Origin of the sequence: Legionella bozemanae (assembly GCF_900450575.1) — a bacterium.
Taxonomy (GTDB): Bacteria; Pseudomonadota; Gammaproteobacteria; order Legionellales; family Legionellaceae; genus Legionella; species Legionella bozemanae.
This window is the reverse complement of sequence record NZ_UGGY01000001.1, coordinates 2,619,115-2,645,977: the sequence shown is the minus strand read 5'-3', so window position 1 is coordinate 2,645,977 and position 26,863 is coordinate 2,619,115. Positions and strand designations below refer to the sequence as shown.

Genomic DNA, 26,863 nt, shown 5'->3' with positions numbered 1-26,863 from the left:
ATGATCTATAAGCATTTGAACTATTTACAGCGGTGTAAAATCCAAGCTTTATGGAGATCTGTTTATACGCAGCAACAGATAGATGATGAAATTTGTGTTAATAAATCAACCATTAGTAGAGCACCTAATAGAAATATGACCTTTGTTCGTACTCGCTTATGGTATTGGGCTTACAAAGCTGACTACACCCAATTTAACTCTGATAATCGTAAGAAATGTAAAAATAAGTATGTAAAATTTACTGAAGAAATTAAGGTATTTGTTAGGGAAAAATTAAAGACAATTGGAGTCCCGATCATATATGTGGATATGCAAAAAAGAATACTATTTAGGATAGAAGCCAGGGTGGTGATTTATATAAGTATCGTAAACGCTATGGGAGTCCTAGTAGAAGTGGTTCTGTCAAAAATAGAAGATTTATTGATAAAGGGCCAGCGATAATTAATGAAAAATCTCGGGTAGGTGATTGGGAAATTGATACGATTATTGGTAAAAATCATATGCATGCTATTGTCTCAACAGTCGTATCAATTTCCCAATCACCAACGCGCGTTTTTTCATCCACAACTTTAGGTCTTTCATCAATAAAACGTCTATTTTTAATAGGCCCTAACCGTTTCGAACTCCCATAGCGTTTGCGATACTTTTTATTTTGATGTCTTAAATGTTTAAATAGACTGCCACCCTGTAACTTATCTTTTAAAATGAATTGATAAATACATTCCGTACTTAAGTTAAATAAGTGTTCCTTTTTGGCCTGGTGTGTACAGGCTGTCAACTCCCCCATTTCGCTTTCAAATACCATTTAGCAACCCATTAAATCTTTACAAGCGATATATTGTTGGAAGATGCAAGGAGCAGTTAACAACGCAGAGCTTGTGAGTTCAAAGATGATGCAGAGTAAGCAGACAATTTGTGCCAAGCTTCTTCTTCGATTTTTTTTTCGTTTTGTGTTACAAATCGATGTGTATCAATTCTCGTTCTTGTAAAAGATAGTAATGTGGATACAGTAGAGAATATTTCAATCATTTCTTTTCCAGAACCAATTGGATCATTTTTTTTAATCATTTGTTCATTTATGTTGTTTATTGCTACACTAACAGATTTTGTTATTTGTAGAAGAAAATTCTCAGCTTTAATTTTATCCAATTCTTGTATTAAGAAAATTAATTCTTTTCGTATATTATCCAAGCTTTTATACATCTTTTCTAAGGTTATTCCTATATTAAATATCTCTTCGTAATTATTCCTGTGCAATATATAGGGTATAGCATAGGTATCGTGAAAATTTTTAAACCAAAGGGCTAAATAATTAACTGGGGTGCGAAAAATGTTTAATTCATCGCAAAACTGGTGAACTATTTTTTGCGATCCTAGAATACTTCTTTGTATTTTAATTGCTTTTACTTTTCTGTCTGTTGTGTTTAAATCTAGCTGAGCTAATTCATCGAATATATTTGAATCTTCTAGCAAGTTGAGTACAGTGCTGGCGTTTTTTTGACTGGTCTCTATTCTTTGTACAAAATATACTATCTCAGGAAAATGTAGTCTTATTTCTTCTTCGCTAAGATTAAGTGCTTCAAAATTTTTGTAAGTTATCCAGAATCGAAGCTCTGAACTTAAACGTTGATTATAAACCTGAAGTTTATTACATTCATTAGTAAGTAACTGATTATCCCACAGCGAATTCGCAGTTATAAACTTGTTTAATTGATTAAATAAAAGTTGTTGTGGGTGATGATACATTGTATAGAATGATGCTAGCTGTAATAACAAGTCCTGTGTTTCTTGAGCAGCCTGAAAGTAATTTTTTATTAAAGGATACTCGGATTCTAATTTATTTTTATAAGCAGAAATCGATGCGAGAGCAGATAAGTAGTTGTGATCTGTTAATAAAGGTTCATGATAAATAGTGTGATGAATGATGCTGTGAACAAAGCCAATCATTCTTTTTTCCTCTTGCTTAAGTGTTTGCCACCAGGCAATATTGTGAGCCCGATCTAACTGCGTGTCATAGGAAAGTTGCTGTTCAGTTTTACTTGTATTAATGTATGGGATTGTATAAGTGGTGAGCGCTTTATAAAGAGCCACTTCATCTCCTGTAAATTGACTCCTAATCTCCTGAACTTTCTGCTTGCTAAGAGTAATTATCTGAGCATAATCGCTCCAATTCCCCCCAAGTAATACCTCTTGGAGCCCTCGGGTTACCATGCTACCTAATTCAACCTCCATATTACTTGTAAAAAAAATTTGCGGAATTAAAGTATTAAAGACGGGAAGATCCCATGCACTTCCTTCAGCTTTTTTAGGGAAAATAGTATTGTTCTCATCATCTTTCTCTAAACCGCGAGTGCCACCGGTTAAGAAATGTGTTTCACAAATTGTTTCAGGAAGGAAAATAAAATGGACATTATTATATGCTCCATAATTGAGAACGGCATCCAATCCTTGGCCTTTTGCATACTCAAAGGTACTTAAATAACCTGAGTTGATGTAGGCTTGGCTCGACATGGGAGACAAATTCATGTGTTCGGCAGGTGTAACCTGATAATTTAGGATTTGTTGCGCATGAATTGCAGAATGCGAATCTGTTCTGATATACAAATGCCACTTAAATTTTTGATTAGGTTCTGATTTATTATCCATATATTCTTATGCCCTAATTTCAATCATGTTAAAATCATGGGGTTTTAATTGATCATTGTGGTTAATGTTAATTCAATTATATGTTATTCATTTGTGAATAATCAATAGCTGAGTGGGGCATCGTCAACTTAACTCGTGTTCTCAACTGAAATGTATTTTATCAGTACAAGACAATGCGAGATGAGATGGTTGTCTACAATCAAAATTAAACGATTGTGGTTCGATACAAATGCTTTGCTTATCCGATTGGCGAATTCCCTTAATCAGCGCTCCTAACTCTGTGACTAAAAGTACATCTTCTTTGTCTTCAATCTGCACTCTTTTTGTTAAATTAAAATTTAATGATTTTCAGCAAACCACGGTGGAATGTGTGCATGACAGTCTCGATTTAAATAGTTTATGCCAACTCCTACACGAAGGTTTTTTGAGAAAACGTATGCCAGTAAGATTGTTAGGCATAGGAATCAAATTGAAGCAAGAAAAGATCTATGAGGGTATTCAACTGCCCTTATTGGGATTGAATCATGAGTCTTGAGGCAGCTAACACGGTATTCACTGAACCCCTTATCAATTAAGTGGGCTAATTATATTTGGAAATGATGCGTTGGGAATGGTTCATTGAGTGTGTTCTTCATTCTATAAAGTGCTTTTTTTATTTGATTCAATGAGTTGTACCGAGGTTGAAATTAAAAAACCTGAGGATTCATTGGTTCGTTCCAACGCATCGAATTGGTTGACTTTTTGTTGAAAAGAGACCTAAACTAATCTTGAAGCGTGCCGCGCCGGTGCTGCTAACACCAGCGCTGCACTAACCATAATCCTAGCGCAAACTAGAATCATGGCTAAGTCATGGCAAACGCATTAAATTCCCCCTAAAATCTACTTAGCTTGTTAAAATTTTTAATAGATAAGCATGATCCCATCCAGCAGTTTTTCGTCGGCAGGCCACTCCATTTTTGTGAGAGGATTCTTTTTTGAGAAGATTGAGAGCGATTCGTCTAATAATGGCTAAATTATGGGCTGAGTGTCCGACATGGGCTTGATTCAAATCCTCGCGAAAGCCAACATCTAAAGACCAATGCAAATCAATTTCAATGTGCCAATGTTTTCTAACGGCTTCTTTAAATAAGTCGATTTGTTCGTAATCCAGACTCGTGATGAAGTATCGAGTAGAGCGTTCTACTTGATTATTCGTTGTGTGTACCACATCGACTTTACCAATTCCTTTTAATCCAGGCCAACGTAATTCAAATAGTAATGGGGCTCGAGATGAAATTAAGGTATAGCGCCTGGTTTCTATTCTGCCGTGAGCATGTATTTTCTCAACTCGGCGTAAATGAAGCATTTTTTTATATTTTTTCTCTTCCTCTTCAGCACGTAAAAAAATAGTGCGTACGTCATGATATAGCGTGGGTTGATTTTCTTTCAAAGATAGAACGTAATTAGCACCCTGAGTAATAATTTGTTTTGCAATTTGAGTCTGACATCCCATGGCATCGAGAGTAATCGTTGCGCCTTCTATATGCATCATTGTCAATAATTTGGGGATAGCACTAATTTCGTTTGATTTTTCTTCAGTTTTGACTTGAGCTAACAGAACACGATTCTTCGTTGCCCATGCACTAACCAGATGTAACGCAGGATGATGTTGCCTTTTATTCCCAGAGCCTCTTAGCGTTTTTCCATCCAATGCAATAATTTCATTTTTTAAATCAATATCTAATGAAGCTATCCATTCATTAAAACACGTTTCAAAGCAATCAGGCTCAAGCAAGGCAAATACTCGGGAAAAAGTATCATGAGAAGGAATGCCTTCGGGAAGCCCCAAAAACGTTTCTAGCCATTCTTGTTTTGCTAAGCCAAAGCGCTCTATTTCTACCCAATTATCCGCACCGCATATCGTTGCTAATATACTGATAATTAATATATCCTCAAGATTATGGCGTAAATTGCGGTGACTAATTAAACGAGGGTCTTCTAATTGCTTAAAATGGCTTAGAAAAGTTCCTTCTATATGCATCTTATTTTCCCTAAAAAATAAGACCTTATAAAGTTATTTAATCCTAATTTCAATAGATGGGTAGTGACGCTAATAACAGAATTATGGACTAGAGAATTTCAATGCGTTTGCCATGGCAGGGCATGTTCTGTTGGTTAGGAAATCAATGGAGCACTGCGGTCGTTTTATTGATTTCTCCCCTCAGAATATGCTCGTGCAGCGTGCGTGGTACGTTTCCTGGAATATTTTCAGAGTGTTGTTGAAGAAAGGAACTTATCCATGGAGAAACGCACATCCAATTGGCCGCCTCATATTTTGTTGATTGATGACAATCCATCAACTACCGTCCTTGTCCTGCGTTTGTTTCGCTATCTGGGGTATGGCGTCATGCACGCTGACAAAGCAGAAGAAATAGTAACGTTTATCCAGAAGGAGCAATTTGATTTAATCGCCATAAATCTGGCCTTTTCCTGTTTAGAAAAATACTGGCTGCATCGCACCCAATACTTTAGAGAAAATATCTCCATCATTTATTATACCCCCAATATTCTCATCAATGATTTTACCCATGCAGCGAAGCAGGCGGGCAGGGATATACGGGATGACAGCTGGATGCTTTATTCTGAATTTTTTCATTTTTTACCTTTTACATGAACATTTAATATTTCATTAAACTTAAAATATAAAAATTTAAAACATTCAACGGCGTTGCCCAAAGCGTTTACTGAGAAGGGCATGGATATGCTTGCCACGTAAGACTACGGAGAACACTTGCAAGGTTTGTGAAATATCGCGAACAATCAAAACATTATCGCAGAGCATTCCATCACAAAAGAGAGTTTAGAAGATTGATAATAATTTCCTATTCTTGGTAAGCCATAGCGAAATTATAAAATCAAAAATCCATGAGAAAACAAAAAATTAACTTTTTCTTAAATATTCTTTTTTAGTTTTCTCATGGAATAAGACTCTATCATGAAATGAAACAACTCGTTAAGAATAAGATGTTAGTCAACTTTCACAACTAATCCACCACCTAGTTCAAATGCATTATATTTTAGCAAAGTATAATCAGTACTAGGAAAGGCTCCAGAAACACCACCTTGAGGTCGAAATACACCGGTACCCTTTGATTTGGAGCGGCTAAAATCAATAAAAGTTCCTCGAAGATCCAAAGCAATATGTTGTGTCACTTCATAATTGATACCTGCCCCTGCTTGCCAGGCAAAACGCGTTTCCCTTCCCTTAGGCTGATAAAAAACAGGTTCATTAGTTCCTTCATTATGAACATTAATATCTCCTAACCATGTAGATGCTACACCTATTCCCCCTGTTATATATGGAGTAAATTTATTATAGGAATTCGCATTTAAATAACCATTAAACATAAAAGTTAAAGCTTTTTCAGGAGACGAGCCTATATTTCTATCTCCAATTACATCATTAGCATTATAGGATTTCGTGATAAAATCGGGGCGATAGGAAGTTTGTAGACCGGCACTAATGTTTGGGTGAAATCTATACCCAACTTCTGCTGCAAAAAATGCTGATCCGTCTAAATCAACAACCATTGGGACAGGAGCTGAAGGAACATTTATATTAAGATTTTCATTGAAGGGAAAAGAATAACCAGAAGATAATTCAAAAAAGACAGAAGGCAACGTTGAAACTTCGCCCATTGTTCCTGCAAAAACGAAGCTGCTTGAAGTACATCCAGCCAAGAATAACAATGTATTTAATTTTTTCACTGACAATATCCTTATGTTAAAACGGTCGCAATTATTACATAATACAAAAGATACGCCAAGCCACCCGTTATAAGGGAGTAAATGTTATCTCATAGTTTTCGTTTAATTTTAGAAAAACATTAACAACAACCTGCGAAATCCAATATTCAGCATTACGTCGATCGGATAATTTCGGCAATTAATAATGATGAAGCACCTATTATTTTTTATGATATAGAAGTATCTGGTGAGTCAGCAAATTTTTCGAGTAACCGAGAGCATTCAGTAGTTGTTGCAGGATACTTTATCAGCAAGGAACGCGAGCTATGCTTTATAGTAAGTCAATGGGGAAGATATTATTGGGCAAAGGCTGAAAACGTTTTTTCATCAACGAGTCAACTTTCAGCTTCTCGCACTCCTGAGAAACTCTTTAAATATGAATCAGGTTGGTTTGAGGTATATTCTATGCGGTTTCAGCCGCCAGAAATTTTTACAAATCCTCCATCTAAGCAAAGACAGGCACAGGAGGCACCTAAAGAAGGAGGGTGAAAGAATAAGATTTTAGTGATACATAATCCGCGGAAATCTGTAAATGAGTATTCATTTTGGTCCACAACCTTGTTAACACCTAAAGAAACTGAATATTTACTTAGAGGGGATTTGATACGAAAAAATATTCCTCATACTACTTTTTGAAATTTTGAATAGATTATAAAAAAAGTAGATGGGGGGCTCTCAGCATTAAAACTAGAAATGTTTGATTACCCTGAGGATACATTACAACTAGGTTTGATTATCCTGAATCAAACCTTAGTATTCAATGATAGAAATTAAGCGTATATTTACTTTCTTCATTGAGGTGTTTTATGAAAGTACTCGGAAAATGCTCAAATTTATATTTCTAATTTAGAGCTTGTATTTCTACTATAGAAGAACTTGTGATTCCCAGGCGACTTGCAGCCGCATATGAAAGATCTATAATTCGCGTACTATAAAAGGGGCCTCGATCATTAATACGAACCACCACTGTTCGTCCATTTTTTACATTCTTAACTCGTAGTCGGGTGTTAAACGGGAGCGTAGGATGTGCAGCTGTCATGGAATACATATTGTATCGCTCTCCATTAGATGTCTTATGATGATGGAAGCGTTTACTATAAAACGAAGCTAGTCCTCGTGCTTTATACCCTTTTGCAGATCTAAGAGGTGTATATACTTTACCCTTAACTTTATAAGAAGCTATTTCATGTCCTAGAGGCTTTGTTTTCATACAGGCGGTTAAACTAAATAACAATCCTGTAATGACAAAATATTGCATAGTTTTAATGGCTAATCTCATGCTTATCCTCAAATACCAAATGAGCCTGGAAACATAGCATATTGATTAAAGTCTGGCGACATATTCGTTGAATACTGAGAATACTATCTAATGTTGGATCCTTTAACATAGATAATCAAACCCAATGCCCTAGGCGTTCACGTGGATTCAACTAGCTAATGCAACTACACTTTAACTAAGTGTTTGCGACAAAAATAACATATTAGGATTTTTAATCCTAATGTTTTTCTAGGCCTTTCATTTAGGGCAAAACGGTTGGGTATCGAGACCAAGAAATAGTAATCTTATAGGGGTTCTTTGCGGGAAGGTACGAAATTTCCCACAACACCCTTATAACCCTTTGTCAGCATAGGTTGTAGCCAATAAATTGATTTTTCTCAACGCCGAAGCATTGCTCAGTTATTGTTCAACAATAAGTTTAATCACCTACAAATGGTAAATGTAGTTTCATTCTCTCATGAGAAGCAACAAACCCTAATTTTTTATAAAACTCGATAGTTTCAAGTCGCTTCTTGTCCATGGTTAGCTGTACTAAATGACAGCCCATTTCACGTGACTTATTGATTCCCCATTCGATCATAAGCTTGCCAATTCCTTGGCTTCGATATTGTTCATCGATACGAACCCCTTCAATTTGACCACGCCTCCCTCCTTGATAAGTCAAATAAGTAATAATGGTTAATTGAAAAGTGCCAATAATTTTATTATTGTCTTCAACAACAATTAGATAATTATTTTTATCGTTATCTATATCAGAGAAAGCAGTATAATATTGCTCTGGTAAGGGTTCTTGGTAAGATTCACGTTGTTTACCCAATAGATCATTGGCCAGTAATTTAATAATAGGAAGGACGTCTTCACGCTGAGCTTTTCTTATATTAAAATTACTCATCTGATCTCTCTCAAATTGCTAGTAACCATTGAGCGGAGTGCTCGTTTTTTAACATACGTATTAAGACCAATGTGGTTGGTGTCCCCTGTGAATTGATTCATAAAAATCCTATGTTATTCAATGGGCACTTTAGTGGGCACTTTTTTTATGTGATTAAGCGAATATATTTGTTATTTTTTGATACCTAGGATAATGCGTTAACTCAGTATTTACAATGGGTTGTGATCATAATTGAGTATTTTTGATAGCGTATGAAATTGATAAAAAAACTGACTCTTATCTCTTGGTCATAGGTTCGATCCCTATACGGCCTATCAATAAACCTAAAGAACTCCATATTATAAAATCATTTATAGCCAAACCATATGGCTTGACTGGTTTTAATATTAATGGAATGTTCCTATATACTTAAAGATTTATAGTCTTTTACAGATTCTTCAAACTCTTCTAATTTTGTTCTATCAAATGAAGCATTAACGGTGTTAAAAATTTCATTAACGTCCTGAATTGAATCGATTTTAACAGCTAAATTCTCTTTTAATTGTCCATCGGCAATGAGCTGTCGATGAAAATAACTCAGATAATTACGGAAAGAATGTTGTTTGTAGCTGCTGTAATCTTCATTAATGATTAAACTGTCGATTGAGTCCGCTAAAGATTTAGAAAAAAAATGGCTGAGCGCAAGCATTTTTTCATCATCCATATCTTCTCCATTCTCTAATACTTGCCTAATCGCTTGATTCATCATAGAGTGCAGATAACGTTCCCATGCATTTATGGTCTGGCGAGCATGTCTTTTCCCATTAGCATTATGACTAAAAAAGAATGAACTATCGTATTCACCAGCTTTTGTCTCATAAGCTTTTTGATAGTTTTTTCCTTGTTGGATAATCGCCTCAATATTATTGACCACACTTAATAATTCTTTTATTTGGGCTGTTTGATCATTTGTAATGCGCTTCATCAATAATCGAGAATTATGTGTATCCAACATTGAGATGTTTGCAATACCTGCAATAAGCTCTAATTTTTCATCTCTTTTTTGTACCTCGGCAGCGAGAGCTCGAATTTCTTCATCTTTTTGCAAAAGACCTCTTTCATTTGCTTCATTCAGTCGTTTCAAACTGAAATTTTCTTTTTGAGTGTCGCTTAATTCAATACCTATTCTTTTCAACTCTTCCTTTAAATCATTATACTCATGTGTGCTCACTGCTGGGCGAGATAAATAGTTCCTGACAATTTGAAAAAAACCGGCAGTTTGATGTTCTTCTTCAAGTATTTTGGTTTCAAAGTTGCTGCTCTCAATAAGAACAAAACCTTCCTCTTCAGCAACATCATGAGTTTGTAATTCAATAGCCTGGATAATTTGCGCAACAACCGTGCGGCGTCGTTGCAGAACATCAATCAGTTTTTTTATTGTTTCATCCTGAGATTGCTGTGCTTGGAGAATTAGCTCATCGTATTCGGCCAAGATATTTTTTTGTTTTACTAAAATAAGCTCAGCCTGGCGGTTCAATTCTTTTGCTTGTGCTCGAGAAATATCAGATTGAAAAGCGCTATTTGCCATATCAAATTTGTCGCCAAATAGGATGTTTCCGCGCTTTACAACTTCATTGGCTTCTTTACTGAATTCTTTTAGTGCATTAAAGCAATCAAATGGAATGCTCGCAAATGCGGCACTAATTTGTTGAGATGCGGTGATAAAATGATTTCGTACTTCAACTAAAGGGCGTTTATCTAAGTAAAAAGGTTCCCATAAGCTACGGGCTGAACTTGAAGATTGGCTTCGTTGTCGGTAAACCTTACCACAATCTGCCTCAAACTTTTCCAAACAAACATGTAGCTCACTTTTGACATGATGAATGTCTTTCAAGTAGGGTTCGGACAATTTAATAAAATCATTAAAGTAACTGATTTTATTGCCGCTTGTGAACTGATGAAGTCTTTTTAGCTCATTTTGCAAGACACGTAATTTATCTCTCAACTGTAATAGTTTAATCAAGTTTTCTCGTTGTTCTTGTTCAAACTGTTCCCATAAAAAATTACCCTTATCAGGCAAGTGATAAGTAAGTCCTTTATAAAGGGGCAGGTAAGCATCTTCTTGTAAAGCGGCTGCAGGGTGAGCAAATAGTTCCGCAACAAAGGGATCATCAATAACTTTTTGTTCTGTAGAAGTGAGAGTAGCTTTACCAACTTTTGCGAACAGATCCTGCAAATGCGTTACATCAATTTGATTTTGTCCACTAAATAATGGCAGCATGTGATTATCAATGCCAGCAAGCAGTTCATTTAGTTTTCGAGTTGTATCTTCAATAGTTTGGTAATAGGCATCAATTTTATTTTCTTGGTCCAAATCTTCCATTTGCGCAGCAGAAAATATCCGATCAAGGGCTGACTTACATGAAAGAAGTTTCTCATCTTGGCTGCTAGTACTTTGGATGTCTTTATGCTTAAGTAATTCAACGGTAAAAAGTTCGATTCGTTCTTTGTATTTTCCTTGTTCCTGAACGGGTTTTTCCAATGCTTGGCGGCAAAGATGGGCCAATAGAATCATGGCTACAACTTTGCCATGCGAAATGTCATTCAAATTGGCACGGCCAAAATAGCGATTTTGATTATCTGCAATGTACTGATAACACGTATTGTAAACAAAGTTAAAGTAGTCGCAGTTGCTTTTAATTTCTTTTGAATGATTTTGTTCTTGTATTTTCCTGGCCAAGCTGGATAATCCGCCAGGCTGAGGATATTCCAATCCCTCTATCATTCCTTCTTTATAGGTTAAACCAAACGTATAGCCCCAACCTTGGTGTTCTACAGGAATTTCAACGATGCTGGTGTGAGCAATATCCATGATTTTTACTTGCAAATCTTTATAAATCGTCAAAATTTCACGGATTAATGGAGTTTCTCTGAATCGAATGGCTGGCATAATCAACACCTGTAAGTATAAAAATTTTTATAGCGATAGTCTAAAAAAGTTTTCTTAAGTTTTTCTTAACAAACGTGCGTTTTTTCATAGAAGAAGCCGCGATTTTAAGGCTTTTCTATTCTTGAGATAAGTATTTATTTAAAAATTTTACACTCCGTTATAAATTAATTCATCGTTCAGATCAAGAAAATAAAATTTAACCTATAGTATTAACAAGAAATATTTGAAATCAATGGATGCAATCATGGGCATGTTATCTGAACACTTAATTTATTCTATGGAAAAAAATTATGGACAAAAGCAAGCGCTTATATTTGAAAACGCAAGTGTTTCCTATGCAGAGTTAGAACGAGCTGCAAATTGTTTTGCTAACTTTTTATCCCAGGAAAACATTAAGGGCGAACGTATTGCGTTTATGCTTCCTAATAGCGTTGAAATCGTTTCTATTTATCTTGGTTGTTTTAAGACGGGTTGTATTGCAATGCCTATAAATCGTCGTTATGCACCACCTGAACTGGAAAGAGTGCTTCATGATGCTGAGCCTTGTTATTTAATTATTGAGGAGGATAAATTATTTTTATTGGAAGACATTAATTTAGCTGCAACACGCATTAAAGAGGTGTTTGTTGTTGGCAGCACTAGAAAGCCCAGTAAATACTCCTTGTTTCAAGATATCATGAGTACATCGACTGAGTTCCAGATATCCGAACTTTCTTATAATAATCCTGCGGTGATTTTTTATACTTCAGGTTCTACTGGACAACCGAAAGGGGTCGTCCATACTCTTAGCTCAATTGAAGCAATATTAGACTCCACTTCAGATGCTTTAGAGACGATTACTGCGCAAGATAAAATAATCGTGTGTGAGCCACAATGTCATATCAGCGGCTTTATGGAGACCTTTGCTACTTTATCACGAGGCGGCACCGTTCTTGTCTATGATGGTTTTCATTTGGATGGTTATTTAGAGGGATTAAGGAAACACAGGCCGACTTTGGCTGTTCCACATATTGATACCCTGATGAAAATTTTGGATTCTGGACGTTGTACTTCGGATTGTTTTGCCTCACTACGCGGGGTGTATACAGGAGGGGATGTATTGCCTGAGGCAGTTCAAAAGCGATTTGTTGCCTGTGCCGGGAAGCCGATTCACGTTGGTTATGGGATGACCGAGGGTATTTGGATGACAGTGTGTCGAGAAGAGAATCCTAAAAGTGGTTGTATTGGTAAACCTCTTCCTGGAGTACAACTTCGTTTGGTGGATAAATCGGGTAAAGAAGTTCCGCAAGGGGAAGATGGGGAAATTTTGGTAAAGGGGGATATGCTCATGCTGAATTATTGGCATAATCCTAGCGAAACACAAAAAGCATTTATAGAGGGTTGGTTTAAAACGGGTGATAGCGCAAAGCAAGACAGTCAGGGAAATTATTATTTTACCGGCCGTATTAAAGATATAATTATTCGGAACACATCAAATATAATGCCAGGCGAAGTTGAGGCTGCGATTTATCGGCATCCCGCAATTAAAGCAGCAGGAGTAATAGGTATTCCTGATTCTCATGAAGGAGAGGTGCCTGTCGCATTTGTGGTACTAAAAAGTGGAAAGAAATTGACCGAATCAGAGCTTAGCCAATATCTAACCCAATTTATAGCAAAATATAAAATTCCGATAAAAATATATTTTATTGGAGAGATACCATTGACCAATAGCGGAAAAATAAACCATAAAAAACTTTATGATTATCTACCGCAAAAAAACAGTTTTGGTGAACCTAATTAACATACTTAGGAATGGCAATAAATTGGCATTAAAGCAATGTCGGATTATCTTTAGGGGCCAGGCAGTTGGTTTGATTTTGTGGTTTGCGTCTCTTCACTACCTGATTTCTGCTGTGTATTTCTTCTTTGCATCACTAGTTTTTGGCGTGCCTTTTTTTGTCTATTAAGTATTAAATCCATACGGTTTTGTTTTGCATTTTCCCAAAAATTAAGCATGCTCAGTTGTTTTATACTTACGTGGTCATTCGGATTCTGCCAAATTTTATTTTTATGGAGCGTCTGGCGTACATTTGAACTGGAATACCATTTGCCATGACAATAGGAGTATTTCTTTTTATCCGTTGAGGGAGAAAAAAGTGTCCCGGCATAATAATCAATAAATGCATCGAATAAGACCAAATGGCTATTGAATTTTTCTGCTATGGTTTGTTGATTTCCTTTATTATTACAAAAATAAAGCTTTATATTGCTAATCCTGTGATGTAGATAGACAAAATCATAATTAAAGCGTTCTGCTATTTTATCAATGCCAAGATGAGTAGGTTGATTTGTACTGGAACACGTGCTTGCCAGATGAAAATATTCCAATAAATTATCAATTCCATGTGCAAGTATATAAATGGTGAGGTATTCGCGTTCCATTAATTTATAATTCATGGGCTTACCATGCTGTACGATGAGTATGCTTTGATCATTAAGTGTTTCTTTCCAATCCAGTGCACGAGCATTTAGATCATTTTCTTCATGGAATGGGATATACAGGATTATCATGTCATAATACTCAGTAACTATTCGTTGTTTATTCCGAATTCTTAAGAAATGATGAGTGCAGCATCTTGATAATGAATTGTTCACACAGATGAAGTTGTCCAAGGGCAACAAATTCATTTGCACGATGAGCCTGCTCGATACTACCCGGACCACAAACAATAGTAGGTATTTTCGCTTGTTGAAATAAACCTGCTTCAGTGGCATAAGCCACTTTTAATTTTTTTTCATTGTGACAAATTGATTGGGCAGCATGAACAATTGGTTCAGAGGGGGACGTATCCAATCCAGGCGCTTGAGCGAGGGTTTCCAAAATCACATTCGTGTTTAATTGTTCTTTATGTAGGGTAGGGAGTAGTTCCGTATCTATGAAATCAACGATTTGTTGATGAAGTTGAGCCGGGTTATCAACCACCAGGTTTCTAATTTCAAAAACAAATTCACACAAACTGGGAATCGTATTATATGCATTTCCACCCTGAATGAGATTGGTGGATACTGTAGTATAAGGGACATCATAGGACTCATCTCGATTTCCTTGAGATTGAAACTGATGGGCCATTTTACGAAGATAAGTAATGAATGATGCGGCATGCTCTATTGCATTGCATCCTTGAGGGGTCAATGATGAATGAGCAGCCACACCGTGAATTTGACAACGATAGCATTGTATTCCTTTATGCCCAATTACAGGTTGCATGGAGGTTGGTTCACCTACAATACATGCTTTGGGTTTATAATTTAGTTTTGTTATTCTCTCAATGAGGCTCGGTGCGCCAAGGCAACCAATTTCTTCATCATATGAAAAAGCAAAATGCACTGGGAATTTGAGTTTAAGTGATTTCAATTGGGGAATAAGGCTTATCACTACTGCAATGAAACCTTTCATGTCACACGCCCCTCTCCCATATACTTTTTGGTCTTTAATTGTTGCCTGAAATGGATCGCTATCCCATGTTTGTCCATAAACAGGTACTACATCTGTATGACCCGATAAAATAAGTCCTCCCTCAAGTCGACTCTGGTGATCGGGGATAGAGGCGAGTAAATTTGCTTTAAGCCCTTTGTCGTCATGGATTAAAATGGGATTAATCTGATAATCATTCAAAGCATTCGCCAGAGTTTCTATTAGGGATAAATTGGAATTGCGTGAGGTGGTATCAAAGGCGATAAGTTTTGTCAGCCAATCCAAGGTATTCATATATATTCCTTTTTAAATAAGTGGCAGTGTGTCATGAATGCACAGCGATTAAAGGATTATAATCGCTCTCAATGTACAAAACACCAAAAAGCACAAGCCTAGAATTTTTTCTCTGAAATCCTGATTATGACATTTTGCATGAGGCAGTCTACACTCTGGATAGTGGAATTTTTAATCAGTTGCTGAAGCATGTGCAAGTCATTGCATTTATATATTGAATTACATAAGGAAATACACAATGAAAACGATGAGGGCAGTGCAAGTAAATAAGTCAGGAGAATGGGAATCTATTGAAAAAGACATTGTGATGCCGGCAGCAAATCAAGTACGTATTAAAGTTGAAGCATGTGGTGTATGCCATTCGGATGTTTTTGTGAAAGAAAATTTGTGGCCTAATATTCAATTTCCAAGAATTCCAGGACATGAGGTAGCAGGGGTAATTGATGAGGTTGGTACTAATATTACCCAATGGAAACCAGGTCAACGTGTTGGGGTAGGTTGGGCAGGTGCTCTATGCGGCCAATGTCTTTCCTGTCGCCATGGTGATTTTATTCTATGTGAAAACCATAAAATCACAGGATTACATTATGATGGTGGATATGCCCAATATATGATAGCTCCAGTTGAGGCGCTTGTTGCCATTCCTGATGAACTCTCCTTTGCTGATGCTGCGCCATTAATGTGTGCCGGTGTAACCACTTTTAATGCGCTACGACATAGTGTTGCTCGTCCAGGTGATTTGGTTGCAATACAGGGCGTGGGAGGGCTAGGGCATCTGGGCGTTCAATTTGCTAATAAAATGGGATTTAAAACGGTTGCTCTATCTTCTGGGGCTGACAAAGAAGAACTTGCTAAAAAGCTAGGGGCTCATATTTATTTAAATTCCGATGCTCATGATGTTGTTCTTGAATTGCAAAAATTAGGTGGTGCCCGGGTTATTTTGGCAACAGCGCCTAGTGGTAAATCGATTGCTCCTTTAATTAATGGTCTTGGAAATAAAGGGGAGCTTCTTATTGTTGGAGCTTCCAATGATCCAATTGAAGTGATAGCAACTCAGCTTATTGGTAACAAACGTTCGATTAGAGGGTGGCCATCTGGAAGTGCAATTGACATCGAAGAAACATTGAAGTTTTGTGCTTTAGTGGGGATTCGCCCTATGATTGAACAGTATCCACTTGCGCAAGCGGAAAAAGCTTTTGAAGCGATGATATCAAATAAAGTGCGATTTCGCTCAGTGATTATGATGAACGAAAAATAGATTATGGGACACTTTTATTGTTCTATACTTAATCATGTCGACTCAAATTATTTCATGGAGTGAAGTTATTATGAAAAAAATATTATTAATCATTTGTTCGCTTACACTGTTCAGTGCAGTTTCCTACGCAGAAAAAATAATAATTACTGGCCAGCCAATTATCTTGGAAAAACAAGGCGATGTTTACTATGTGCCAAGTGATTATAAGTCTACAACATCTTATTACTATGTAAGCGTAAATGGGGTACGTCAAGTGTGTTATATAGATAAGCAACCTGAATTATCTGCTTTAAACACCTCAACACTTGAAGTGAATTACAATGGTTCATCGTTGAGTTGGGTTTGTTATCCTTTAGACACTAATTATTTTGAAACCCCATAAAATAATTAGGGTCAAAAAATCTGAGGGATTGTCAACTTATTGAATTAGGAACCTTGATGTATTGGTATTAGACATTCTTCAAGAAATACTTTACTTACCACATCCCGCGGCTTGTTTCTGGGAGAACCACGCGGAAATTGAATGTCACTTTATGTTTTTAAAAGAAATATACTCAACGTTCTACGTACCGCACTTTATGTGCGGTATCCAGAACAATGGCCCCCATCCTAATTAGAACCTTTTGTGCCTCAATAAACATCCTCTAGATACCGCGCATAAAAGCGCGGTACGTAGGGAGGTAAATTTCGCGTGGATCGCTCAGGGCTTGTCCGCGGGAGCCAATAAATTTGCAACAGAGCGGGATCTCGCGGGGCATAGAAAGAAAAAGATAATGGTAAGTGACGATCCCCCAAGCCAACACCCCCTGGATTTTAGCTCACATTATCTTCTTTTGGAGAGGATAAATTGAGTCCATTGACTACTTCCTGCAGCATTTTTAAATGAATGGGTTTGGTCAACACTTTATTCATTTCAGAACGCAAAAGTTCATTTTCTACTTTACCTGAGGTATTGGTAGTTAGACCAATAATTGGTATAGGATTTTTCTGTATTTGTTTTTCCTGCTCGCGAATACACTGAATGAGGTTCTTATCTGCTTTGCCGGCTATGCCTATATCCGTAATGATTAAATCAAAATCATTTGTTTCCAGCAACTCTAAAGCATGCTCACCATCAATCGCAGAATAGAACTGATATTTAGCTTGCTCTGCAACATTTTCAAGCATATGCAAGGAGATAATATTATCTTCTACGAGTAAAATTAGCGGCGAATTAGATTCTGTTTTTTCTTGCTGTAATTTACTTTCGCCCGCTCCATAGAGAGAGGAGTTGTTCTCACTGTATCCAATTTTCATCGTAAGGGTAAAATAAAAAGTAGAGCCTTTTCCAACTTCACTTTCTAGATTTATTTCTCCACCTAATAGACTTAAGTATTTTTGTGCTACGTGAAGACCAACACCATAACCACTGTGTTGGCTTTTATAAGAAGGAATAGCACGGAAAAAACGATCAAAAATTTTATTTTTTAATTCAGGAGGTATACCAATTCCTGTATCGATTACACTAAATCGAAGTTGGGCATAACTATTTTCATGAGAAAGAGTTTCTACTTTAATTGTAACAACACCGGTATCAGTGAATTTAATCGCATTTCCTACAAGATTTAACAAAACTCGATGTAATTTTGTACCATCAGTAATAAAACTATTTGGCGTTGTTTCATCAATCTCAATATTCAATTGAATTTTCTTCATTTCCAGGGTTGGTTGTACAAGATGTGCAATATCTTTAATGTTCTTGCGTAATTCGAATAATTCCTCATGTACATCACGTTCTCTGAGGTTATCTGCTGTAACGATTTCCATTACACCGTTGAGCAAATCCAGTAGTTGTTCGCTACTTTCGTGAATCCAGCGTGCATATTGTTTTCTTTCAGGATCTTCGGCTTTCTCTTCTAAAAGTCGTGACATCCCCACAATACCGCTTAATGGGGTATAAATATCATGGCTCATATTTTCTATAAATTCAGTTTTCGCCTGGTTTGCAACTTCTGCATTTTCTTTGGCACGACGCAAGGCAACTTCCATTTTTTTGCGCTCTGTGATATCTAGAGAAATGCCTAAAACGCCAATAATCTCATTTTTTTGATTGCGTAAAGGAACTTTTTGAGAATAATAAATACCCATTCCATTAGTCATGACTGCATATTCTTCGGCAGTATGTGGTATGCCTGTTTCCATTACTAATGTATTAAGTTTATTTAATTCTTCCGCCTGATCTTTCCATGGCATGTCGTAATTGGTTTTTCCAACGATATCTTTTCTTGATTTCAAACGAGCGCTTTTTGCTTGTGCATCGTTACAACCTAAAAATATATTATTCTTATCTAACCAATAAACATGCCCTGGCATTAAAGAAATTATATTTTCATAATAATCATGAACGGCTTGTAACTCATTTTTAAATTTTAGTTTTTCTTCCTCCAGGGAACGCATTAATTGATGAATTTCCGCATTTTTTCGATCAATAATTTCGTGTAATTCTTTTATTTTTTCAGAATCCATTTTTCACCGTATAAATAATCTTAATAAGCGAGATGATGCATTATTAAGTAAAATATTGTTGTAACTATTGTAGACACTATATTAATGGACTTACTCGTGAAGAGTATAGTAAACCGTCCAAAATGCTCTGTCTTTTTTAAATAATGTGTGAGGATATTATAAACTATTTATGAAAAAAATGGTTATTTTTTCTTCAAAATGAGTTATACTATGGCTATATTTTCGGTTGGAAATTTAATGGTTTTGATTTTAATAATCTAAAAAATACTCATTTAAGTACGTAATGTCATGATTTTAAATAATTTTAAAATGATGACTAAATTGCTACGTACTGTAGTGATAAAATAAATGCGAAGGAAAATATGTAGATGCCAAAAGTTAGAGGTCCGAAAGAAGGTAAATTTGTTACCGCAAGTTTTGATCCGATAAATAAAAGAGACAATAGTAAAAGTCGTTTTCCCTCTCTAAAGACTACAAAAGATTTAGTCCTTTTAAGTATTAAAGGAAATGAGTTTTGTGCCGGTGACTATTTAGGAGCTATTGTGCAACAAGCTGTTGCTACTCATCAAACTCCTACTGATTTTACTGGCCCTAAAGGTAAAACAACTTTTTTAATTGCTGATGAAATTTATTGGCACAATCTTAAGGGGAAGACTACGTCTCCTGACGAAGAAGTGATTCTTAAGAAGAATGCTTTGGAAGAAGGTGAAAAGTATTTTGAGAGTAATTTAGCTGCTTTCTTAACTCCTTTGGGTATGACTGTTGATGAGTTCAAAAGCAGATTTCCCAGTAGTGCATCAATGGACGAAAAAATTTCTATTATCAATCAACTCGCTTTGGAGCAAGGAAAGAATTTCGAGATCGTTCGTTGGCATACATGGGTAACTCAGCGTGATTTTGATAAAACATTAAAAGACATATTACCTTATTATGACAACGTAGAAGGCCTTCAAGAAGCTATTGAGGATTCAGTCATTGACTTTGTGAAACGTCATTCTAAAGATGAAGGCGATTGTGAAGTATGGACTGAGCGTTCTCGAGGCTATTTAAGAGAAGAAAGTCCGTCTATTATGTTGTTAGCAGCGCAGTTAGGTTATAATTTTATTATTTATCCAGGCGCTATTTTGCCTCCTTTTTCAGCAACAAAAGAGTACTTTGTTGTTGATAACCATGTTGCTCGTATTGAAAAAGGTTACAGTATCAAAGACGAGTGTACTCATAATAAATTTTGTCTTCACACTGAGAATCCTTCTCGCTTAGTCAACTGGTTAGAAGTTAACTTTACTAGAAGCCATGAAGCTGCAAAATCACGTGAAGCTTCAAAAACACGTGAAGTTACCACACCATCTGAAGTTACAAAAACCCAGGAAGTTACAAAACTACAAGAAGGTGCAAAATTACCAGAGGTTACAAAATCAAGGGCTCTTACTTTTTTCGACCCAGGTAAATCTACCACCACTCTAGCTCCTCCTAGAAAAGGACATGAACCTCTAATAACCGAGATTACAGATGAAGATGGAGTAGTATTACAGATAGTACCTAAAAACGAGAGCATTATTTCCTCAATAGTGCAAGGGATTACTCGGGCTCTTGAGAATCAATTCCCTAGTCAGAAGGGTAAATTAGAAAAACGTATACAAACTCCACTGACACAAGTGTTTGAGGGTATTACGCAAGGGGTTTTAGCAGCAGATCATCTTTCTATGTCAGATAAGATCGGATTTCTGACTGAATTGGTTGATTCTTATGTTAATCGTGCGGCGGAGCCAAAGCGTGCTCCAATGCCGACGATCTCATAAAAATATTTCTAAGCCCATATCAAATTATGGGCTTTTTTGTACCTACCCCAAATTACTTCAACATATCGGGATTAAAGGGTTGTCCATTCACAAAAATCTTTTGGTTTTCTAATTTGAAAGTAAGGACATAATCATTCCCTTCAATCTTTAAAAGTCCTTTATTGACTAAATCGTGTAACATTTTTTCCGCTTGGGTTGCAGCTTGATTATCCGGATTAGTAAAGATTTGTTCCGGACTTGCTGAGCCAGGCGATGTTACCTGAGCATCTGGAGTGGTTTGAGTATTGTCGGCGAGATTATTCTTAATTGATGCGGTAACAAGTGCTTTTACAGTTGTTATCGGTGCTTTAAAGTGACCTTCGCCAGACATCTTTTGCATCATCTGAGACAAGTCATCGCCTTCGCTTTTGGGCAGTGACATTTTCAAATTACCTATAATTTTCCCATCCGGTACGTTCAAAGTCATTTCCGAAAGTTCTAATACCGCCCCTTTGGCAAGGAGTTTGGGTAATTCAGTTGCAAATGCAAGCGTCACCAAATTGGGGTCACTATTATTTTGAATCAAATTGAATTCTTGTTGATTGATTTTCGCTGCAATGACCGGATCCAGATTTCTAAAACTCAAATGTAAAATGCCTGGTCCATAATTTTGGTTATCCGTAAATAGCTTTTGTAATGACAGTTTAAAATCAATGTCCATTACACTATCATGAATATTAGAACCGACCGATAAATCAAATTCTCCCAGTTCGAATACTTTTTCACTCGCCAGATTGATTGCAATAGAAGGAATATCAAAACGAGATTGTCCAATCCATAACCAGTCTTGATGTCGTTTAAATTTATAATCATAGGTGATTTCACCAATATCGAAGGCAAGATTATTCTTTATATTGGAGGGATTATTGGCGGCTCCTTTGACTCCCAATAATCTTAAGTTACCATCAATATTATCAAGATTCGAAGAAACACAGAGCAAAGAGGATAAGCCCCGCCAATTTAACTTGAAGTCCCCTTCATTTTGTCCAATTTTGCCTTCTACGGCGAAAGAAGGAAGTGTGTATCTAAAAATGGTTTTATTCAAATAATTAATAAACGCTTCATAATGAGTTTCAGGTTGGGTTGTGACAAGACCTATTCCAAAACGTATACCATGATCTGTCGCTATAAAAGGCCCATGTTTGATATAAATAGGGATGTCTACATCAAAATCAGCTGGTGGTTCAGTTTTGGTAACACCATTTTTATCTGTTATATTTTGTGCCGGGATATGCATCTTAAATGTTAAATTCGCTTGAGATGAAAACCAGCCTCGGTGGTAGTTTCCTAGATGAACACTAAATGAAGAGGTTTTAGGAATTGAATTTATATTTTTACTTAGGGTATTCTCGATTGAGAAGCCAATAGCAAAGTAAGCCACAAGGATAAGCACTACTAAAGCTATGAGGAAACCAGTCCATTTTTTCATAAATACTCACATTAAAATCCCTTTGTTACTATTATGTAGCCCAAAAATTTTATTTTGTAAATTAAATAGATAGTTATCTTTATTTCAAGCCGGATCAAAATTTATAAAGACCAGCGTTCTGGTCTTGTTTTTTAATAAGTAAAACTTAAATTATGGAGTACTTCTGGAATTGATTTAGGAGTTGGCATTGTAAAGAATGAATGACGCATTATTTTTTTAATATGCTCTTGATAACCTTCTGACTCTGCAACATTTTTTTGAAAATCTTTTAAATTCATTAACTTTAACTGACAGCCCTGTTCCAGCATATTACTAAATTGGGCATCATCGATGCTGGAATATAAACCGCCTAATTCTTCCCACAATTTTTGTGTGACTTCTTTTTTTATTGCATGCCAGATGGGAAGTAAATCATTTTCAAGAAGTGAAAATAACTGCATTAATTCTCTATATTCCTTCGCTGTCCGAGGATGGGTTAACAATTCCAAATGCTGCATCGCTACTTGCTCAATAATTTTATCCCGTCTGGTGGAAAGAGCAAAAGTTAATGCTTTTTCGAAGGGAAAAAATTCATGATATTGAGGTTCATAAACAAATACTTCACCTGTTTCAAACTCATAGAACCATCCATGGATTGAGAGTTCTTTGCGTGCCAATTTTTCCGCAATTAGTGGATATGTTTTTAAATGTTCCATCTGTGCCAAAATGTTTAACTTAGTCGCTTGTCTTACTTTTAAAGTGAAATTATCTGAGTGAAGCTCTTTCGAGTCGTTCACTTGTTTTAAGACAGAATGTGAATGAGTAAGCCATGAGGCGACTTCAGGCAGATGTTCATGGAGATTGGGGGTTAATAAACCTTTCATAGCACCACAATGAGAATGACCGCAAATAATAATGTCTTTTATACTATGAAGTTCGCTTAGGGCAAACATGAGCCCTGCTGCTTCACTTGAAGGAATATGTGAAGGAGGAATGATATTTCCCACATTACGAATGACGAATAAATCACCCGGTTTTGTTTGGGTTAAAAGATTTGGTAATAAGCGTGAATCAGAGCAAGTAATGAATAAAATTTCAGGATTTTGCGCTGCACTTAATTTCTTAAAGTCTTCCTCCATTTGTTTAAATGATTCATTTTGAAACTGACGTACTCCAAGCATCAATCTAATTAACATAAACACTCCTTTTTAAGTGGATGGCCAATTGTTGTATTACATATGTAAGAATAAACATTGGTATTATTTCACAATTGTTAATTTGTATAACAAAATTGTAAAGAATGGCAAGAGGGGCTTTGGTTGGAGATGATGTATTTTAAGTCAGATTGGAAGAATTTCTTATAAAGTAACTTTTCTTTCAGTGGCCAAGAAGTTGTTGGGTTGAATTATACCGGCCCCATAATGAAGGCTGCTGTCATTTATTTATGCCGCGCAAAACAGGTCGGCAAAAATAAAAGACCTACAGCCATACGTTATATTAAAGCGAGCCCCAAATTTTGAGTGCTAAAAAACTGAGGGGGGATTGTTAGGAGCCTCTGCATTGCGAAGTACCTCCTGAAATGTTTGAGTAAGTGTTGCTCTTATTTCAGAACTTGGGGTACTCGTAATAACGCTTAATTTTTGACCAATAAAGTCGATTAAGTCGTTTATTGTCTTTTCGATTTTATTTGGCTTATTCATTAAGAAACTTTCTAACTGAATCGTTAATTCTTCAAGCGCCTGATTAAAACAATTTTTTGCTTCTGAGATTTTAGGGGCAACTGATAGAGGGCTTTGATATCCATGACTAAAATGCTTATAGGGTCCAATCAGTTTTTGATGTTGAATGTATAGCTCCTTCACTTTTATAGCTGCTCTATTATGTCCGGGATCTATTTTAAGTACTTGTTGATATAGATCGAAAGTTAATACAATCGCATTTTGTTTTTGAACTCCATCCGCTCTATATTTACCGAAGAAATCTGCGATAAGAGAGAGTAAATTCGCCAAAAATTTTGGATTGGAGGAATCAGTCGTTATTTTTTCCAGACTGGATTGAAAGGCTCTACTATAAGGGAGCATGTCTTCTGATGCCTGTGATTGTAATGCAGTGCTAAAAAAACCTTGTGGCGTTGCACCAAATCCTTGATTACTAAAGGATAGGCTGATGCTTTGTACCATTGTTTGGGTCGAGGTTTGAAAGACACTTACTGAAGGAGGAGCAAGTGTAGGAGGTGGGACGATTTCAGAGCCCGAGTTTTGCAAGTCCATCGGAGTAACAGGATGGTTAGAACTTAAATCAGATTCTTCTGATACAACAGCTATGGAATTATCCTCGTTTTCTTCCATATCTGAAGTGGCATAAGTTTCTTCTGTTTTTTCCATATCTTCTAGCTGACTTTCTTCATGAGAGATTAGCTGAACTAAATTTTGCAGATCTTCTAAAATTGGATTTTCTCTTTCCTCATCAGAAAGCAAGGCAGAGAGTCTTTTACATTCATGAACAAGTTCACTAATATCCTCATCATTAAAAAGAGTGAGTCTTGTAACATAGCTTAGTAGTTCCAGCTTCCGCAAGGGAGATTGAATTGTCGCCTCCCGAAGTTTGTGTTTGTTTATGTATTCAGACATTACTGTAAGGATGTTTTCATCGTTTGTCTCTTTATAGTGGCGTTCAAGTAAATTTAAATAGCCTAGACTGCTTGAGAGCTTAGGGCAGTCTTTTGTTTTCATCTGAAAGTTAATTGCTCGATTCATCCAGTCAATCGCTTGTGGAAGCGTAAGACTTATTTCTGTGCTATCTTCCTCTGCTTCCATTTGATCGACTATCGCATCACTTACTTCTTCACAAACGGCAGCAAGCAACTCATTAGTTTTTTTAATCACTTGTTCTTCATTACTAATGGAGTGTTTCTTCCCTGCAAGATGCTCTTTGTGCGTAATTTCCATTTCATGCAGCAAACTGGGGATTTCTTGCCAATAGTTTGCAATGGCGTTGAAGTGCCCGTCTTGAGCTTCACGACGGATGAGCTGAAGTTTGGTTATTATATTTTCAGAAAGTACATAAACCAAAGCATCATAAAAATCAGTGTATCGAGTGCTTTTAGAAGCGGCATGCAAATAAAGAGTTTTTAGCGCTTCCGAGTAATGCATAAGTGCTTCTTCATATCTTTGCTCGTTATAAGCGATATCGCCTTGTTGTTGTCTGAATGTATTAAAGTAAAATCCCATAATTGTTACTCGTAAACAAAAAAGGTTATTGTAACTTCGTAATTTTTTTATTCAACAAGTAAATATATATTTCAGTTATTAATAATTATGGAGAAGATGTTTCATTTGGGCATTAAACAGGCTTTTTATTAGTAGTTTGCACTACTTAATGTTAGAAAATCACTGTTTTACGATACTAATTTTTATTGGGTATTAATGACTTGATTGAAAATACGCTTTGCCAATCGTTTTAATGGGACATGGTTCGTATTCGTAAGTATAATAATACTCACATGATCATCAATATGACGTTCTATCCAACTGCTGTAGCCCCTTATAGCACCGTTTTTGAAAGCAAGGCGCTTACCATTAATAGAGGAAACTTGCCATCCTAAAGACCACGCCCAATTTTTTTGACCTGCAAGTGCTCCATTTTTTAAAAAGACTGGTGCCCACATTTGACGATAGGTTGCTGGTGTTAATATTTTCCCGGTAGACATGGCATTATCCCATTTTGCCATATCACTAATATTCGATACGATTCCACCTGAACCCCACATTTGACGCCATGGATTTTGATTTGGGTTAGGAGTAATTTTACCTTCTTTCAATTGATATCCTGTTGCCAGATTTGGAGGAAAGAGTGAATTAGGGAAACCTGTGTGGTTCATCTCCAAAGGGTCAAAAATGGTGTGTGATAAATAATCACCTAATGTTTGATTGCTCACATTTTCAATGACACGCCCCAATACGGCATAGGCAAAATTATTATAAGTAATTGCTGATCCCGGTGGAAACTGCATGGGTCTTTTAGCTAAGTCGTTCCATACTTTAATCCATGGGCGATGTGGTCCATGATGCTGAGGAATACCACTAGAGTGTGAAAGTAATTGTTGAATTGTTACATTCTGCCATTGTTCTGGTGCTTTGGGTACATAGTCCAAGACAGAATTATTTAAGTTTACTTTTCCTTCTTGTACTAAGGTCATAAGTGCAAAAGCAGTGATGACTTTAGACACTGAGCCAATACCAAATAGGGTTTGTGCATCTACAGGGTCTTTTGTTTCAATATTGGCATAACCATATCCTTTTATAAGGAGTGGCTCGCCATCTTTGAGTACAGCTAATGCTAATCCAGGGATATTGTTTTTCTGCATAAAAACAACGACTGTATTATCAATTCTTTGTTTTATGACTTCTGAGTTGGCATTGACACATTGCAAAGAAAAAAGAAGAGGCACACATAGAAGAAATCTTAAGTTTTTTTTATACATTTAATACACCTTACTCTTTTGCGTGAGCAATGTATCAATAATCATGTCGAATATTTTTTGATACTTATATAATAGAGTAGGTAACTGGAGC

General features: G+C 36.3%; 18 protein-coding genes and 3 pseudogenes. 7 read left to right on the top strand and 14 right to left on the bottom strand.

Translation table 11 applies throughout. From position 1 onward, the window contains the following. Positions 1–539 (top strand): annotated as a pseudogene (locus DY223_RS11590) (transposase); the annotation flags it as partial. On the opposite strand, the pseudogene DY223_RS11585 reads toward DY223_RS11590, so the two are convergent. Both DY223_RS11585 and DY223_RS11580 read right to left on the bottom strand, forming a co-directional pair. Then, positions 518–757: pseudogene (locus DY223_RS11585) on the bottom strand (IS30 family transposase); the annotation flags it as partial. The pseudogenes DY223_RS11590 and DY223_RS11585 overlap by 22 nt on opposite strands. Positions 758–861: 104 nt before the next feature. After that, entirely contained in the window at positions 862–2,646 is a 1,785-nt protein-coding gene (locus DY223_RS11580; RefSeq protein ID WP_058461110.1) for a hypothetical protein, read from the bottom strand. A 301-nt stretch (positions 2,647–2,947) separates the two neighbouring features. Between DY223_RS11580 and DY223_RS11575 the strand changes: the two are divergent. Continuing rightward, positions 2,948–3,181, top strand: a pseudogene (locus DY223_RS11575) (DNA polymerase IV); the annotation flags it as partial. Positions 3,182–3,529: 348 nt separating this feature from the next. On the opposite strand, the gene DY223_RS11570 reads toward DY223_RS11575, so the two are convergent. Continuing rightward, on the bottom strand, positions 3,530–4,666 hold the full coding sequence (locus tag DY223_RS11570) for an ISAs1 family transposase (protein ID WP_115684315.1): 1,137 nt from the start codon (positions 4,664–4,666) through the stop codon (positions 3,530–3,532). A gap of 258 nt (positions 4,667–4,924) precedes the next feature. Here DY223_RS11570 and DY223_RS11565 point away from each other — a divergent pair, with 258 nt between their 5' ends. Continuing rightward, positions 4,925–5,299 carry a response regulator gene (locus DY223_RS11565; protein WP_058460904.1) on the top strand — a complete coding sequence of 125 codons (375 nt, stop codon included), beginning with the start codon at positions 4,925–4,927 and terminating at the stop codon, positions 5,297–5,299. Positions 5,300–5,652: 353 nt separating this feature from the next. On the opposite strand, the gene DY223_RS11560 is transcribed toward DY223_RS11565, so the two are convergent. From DY223_RS11560 to DY223_RS11540, 4 genes are all read right to left on the bottom strand, one after another. Next, a complete protein-coding gene (locus DY223_RS11560; RefSeq protein ID WP_058459558.1) occupies positions 5,653–6,393 on the bottom strand; it encodes an outer membrane protein in 741 nt (246 codons plus the stop codon). A gap of 880 nt (positions 6,394–7,273) precedes the next feature. Continuing rightward, the gene (locus DY223_RS11550) at positions 7,274–7,711 is read right to left on the bottom strand and encodes a septal ring lytic transglycosylase RlpA family protein (RefSeq protein ID WP_058459557.1); all 438 of its coding nucleotides are present in this window, start codon (positions 7,709–7,711) and stop codon (positions 7,274–7,276) included. 418 nt (positions 7,712–8,129) lie between these two features. Continuing rightward, positions 8,130–8,603: a GNAT family N-acetyltransferase gene (locus tag DY223_RS11545; protein WP_058459556.1), complete on the bottom strand. Its 474-nt coding sequence runs from the start codon at positions 8,601–8,603 to the stop codon at positions 8,130–8,132. Between the two features lie 400 nt (positions 8,604–9,003). Continuing rightward, on the bottom strand, positions 9,004–11,532 hold the full coding sequence (locus tag DY223_RS11540; protein WP_058459555.1) for a phage tail tape measure protein: 2,529 nt from the start codon (positions 11,530–11,532) through the stop codon (positions 9,004–9,006). 250 nt (positions 11,533–11,782) lie between these two features. Between DY223_RS11540 and DY223_RS11535 the strand changes: the two genes are divergently transcribed. After that, a complete protein-coding gene (locus DY223_RS11535) occupies positions 11,783–13,312 on the top strand; it encodes a class I adenylate-forming enzyme family protein (protein ID WP_374930654.1) in 1,530 nt (509 codons plus the stop codon). Positions 13,313–13,362: 50 nt separating this feature from the next. On the opposite strand, the gene DY223_RS11530 is transcribed toward DY223_RS11535, so the two are convergent. Together DY223_RS11530 and argE are read right to left on the bottom strand one after the other, a co-directional pair. Next, complete coding sequence (locus tag DY223_RS11530; protein ID WP_058459553.1) at positions 13,363–14,082, bottom strand: hypothetical protein; 720 nt, start codon at positions 14,080–14,082, stop codon at positions 13,363–13,365. Positions 14,083–14,110: 28 nt separating this feature from the next. Further along, positions 14,111–15,280, bottom strand: a complete 1,170-nt coding sequence (argE, locus tag DY223_RS11525) for an acetylornithine deacetylase (protein ID WP_058459552.1) — start codon at positions 15,278–15,280, stop codon at positions 14,111–14,113. 238 nt (positions 15,281–15,518) lie between these two features. Between argE and DY223_RS11520 the strand changes: the two genes are divergently transcribed. Both DY223_RS11520 and DY223_RS11515 read left to right on the top strand, forming a co-directional pair. Next, positions 15,519–16,538: an alcohol dehydrogenase gene (locus tag DY223_RS11520; protein ID WP_058459551.1), complete on the top strand. Its 1,020-nt coding sequence runs from the start codon at positions 15,519–15,521 to the stop codon at positions 16,536–16,538. A 34-nt stretch (positions 16,539–16,572) separates the two neighbouring features. Then, positions 16,573–16,920 carry a hypothetical protein gene (locus DY223_RS11515; protein WP_174223914.1) on the top strand — a complete coding sequence of 116 codons (348 nt, stop codon included), beginning with the start codon at positions 16,573–16,575 and terminating at the stop codon, positions 16,918–16,920. Positions 16,921–17,351: 431 nt separating this feature from the next. Here DY223_RS11515 and DY223_RS11510 read toward each other — a convergent pair whose 3' ends face one another. Continuing rightward, positions 17,352–19,043: an ATP-binding protein gene (locus DY223_RS11510; RefSeq protein WP_058459549.1), complete on the bottom strand. Its 1,692-nt coding sequence runs from the start codon at positions 19,041–19,043 to the stop codon at positions 17,352–17,354. A gap of 368 nt (positions 19,044–19,411) precedes the next feature. On the opposite strand from DY223_RS11510, the gene DY223_RS11505 reads away from it, so the two are divergent. Beyond that, positions 19,412–20,842: a hypothetical protein gene (locus DY223_RS11505; RefSeq protein ID WP_058459548.1), complete on the top strand. Its 1,431-nt coding sequence runs from the start codon at positions 19,412–19,414 to the stop codon at positions 20,840–20,842. A gap of 52 nt (positions 20,843–20,894) precedes the next feature. Here DY223_RS11505 and DY223_RS11500 read toward each other — a convergent pair whose 3' ends face one another. The 4 genes from DY223_RS11500 to DY223_RS11485 all read right to left on the bottom strand — a co-directional run bounded on the left by DY223_RS11500 (position 20,895) and on the right by DY223_RS11485 (position 26,772). Further along, a complete protein-coding gene (locus tag DY223_RS11500) occupies positions 20,895–22,310 on the bottom strand; it encodes a YdgA family protein (RefSeq protein ID WP_058459547.1) in 1,416 nt (471 codons plus the stop codon). Between the two features lie 131 nt (positions 22,311–22,441). Further along, positions 22,442–23,485, bottom strand: a complete 1,044-nt coding sequence (locus DY223_RS11495; RefSeq protein WP_058459546.1) for a carbonic anhydrase — start codon at positions 23,483–23,485, stop codon at positions 22,442–22,444. Between the two features lie 327 nt (positions 23,486–23,812). Beyond that, positions 23,813–25,519: a hypothetical protein gene (locus DY223_RS11490; protein WP_058459545.1), complete on the bottom strand. Its 1,707-nt coding sequence runs from the start codon at positions 25,517–25,519 to the stop codon at positions 23,813–23,815. A 182-nt stretch (positions 25,520–25,701) separates the two neighbouring features. Next, a complete protein-coding gene (locus tag DY223_RS11485) occupies positions 25,702–26,772 on the bottom strand; it encodes a serine hydrolase domain-containing protein (RefSeq protein ID WP_058459544.1) in 1,071 nt (356 codons plus the stop codon). Positions 26,773–26,863 lie beyond the last annotated feature (91 nt).

Excerpts from the sequence above, each read along its gene's own strand:
- DY223_RS11580 (WP_058461110.1), bottom strand. The coding sequence starts at position 2,646 with ATGGATAATAAATCAGAACCTAATCAAAAATTTAAGTGGCATTTGTAT.
- DY223_RS11570 (WP_115684315.1), bottom strand. The coding sequence starts at position 4,666 with ATGCATATAGAAGGAACTTTTCTAAGCCATTTTAAGCAATTAGAAGAC.
- DY223_RS11565 (WP_058460904.1), top strand. The coding sequence starts at position 4,925 with ATGGAGAAACGCACATCCAATTGGCCGCCTCATATTTTGTTGATTGAT.
- DY223_RS11550 (WP_058459557.1), bottom strand. The coding sequence starts at position 7,711 with ATGAGATTAGCCATTAAAACTATGCAATATTTTGTCATTACAGGATTG.
- DY223_RS11545 (WP_058459556.1), bottom strand. The coding sequence starts at position 8,603 with ATGAGTAATTTTAATATAAGAAAAGCTCAGCGTGAAGACGTCCTTCCT.
- DY223_RS11540 (WP_058459555.1), bottom strand. The coding sequence starts at position 11,532 with ATGCCAGCCATTCGATTCAGAGAAACTCCATTAATCCGTGAAATTTTG.
- DY223_RS11535 (WP_374930654.1), top strand. The coding sequence starts at position 11,783 with ATGTTATCTGAACACTTAATTTATTCTATGGAAAAAAATTATGGACAA.
- DY223_RS11530 (WP_058459553.1), bottom strand. The coding sequence starts at position 14,082 with ATGATAATCCTGTATATCCCATTCCATGAAGAAAATGATCTAAATGCT.
- argE (WP_058459552.1), bottom strand. The coding sequence starts at position 15,280 with ATGAATACCTTGGATTGGCTGACAAAACTTATCGCCTTTGATACCACC.
- DY223_RS11520 (WP_058459551.1), top strand. The coding sequence starts at position 15,519 with ATGAAAACGATGAGGGCAGTGCAAGTAAATAAGTCAGGAGAATGGGAA.
- DY223_RS11515 (WP_174223914.1), top strand. The coding sequence starts at position 16,573 with ATGTCGACTCAAATTATTTCATGGAGTGAAGTTATTATGAAAAAAATA.
- DY223_RS11510 (WP_058459549.1), bottom strand. The coding sequence starts at position 19,043 with ATGGATTCTGAAAAAATAAAAGAATTACACGAAATTATTGATCGAAAA.
- DY223_RS11505 (WP_058459548.1), top strand. The coding sequence starts at position 19,412 with ATGCCAAAAGTTAGAGGTCCGAAAGAAGGTAAATTTGTTACCGCAAGT.
- DY223_RS11500 (WP_058459547.1), bottom strand. The coding sequence starts at position 22,310 with ATGAAAAAATGGACTGGTTTCCTCATAGCTTTAGTAGTGCTTATCCTT.
- DY223_RS11495 (WP_058459546.1), bottom strand. The coding sequence starts at position 23,485 with ATGTTAATTAGATTGATGCTTGGAGTACGTCAGTTTCAAAATGAATCA.
- DY223_RS11490 (WP_058459545.1), bottom strand. The coding sequence starts at position 25,519 with ATGGGATTTTACTTTAATACATTCAGACAACAACAAGGCGATATCGCT.
- DY223_RS11485 (WP_058459544.1), bottom strand. The coding sequence starts at position 26,772 with ATGTATAAAAAAAACTTAAGATTTCTTCTATGTGTGCCTCTTCTTTTT.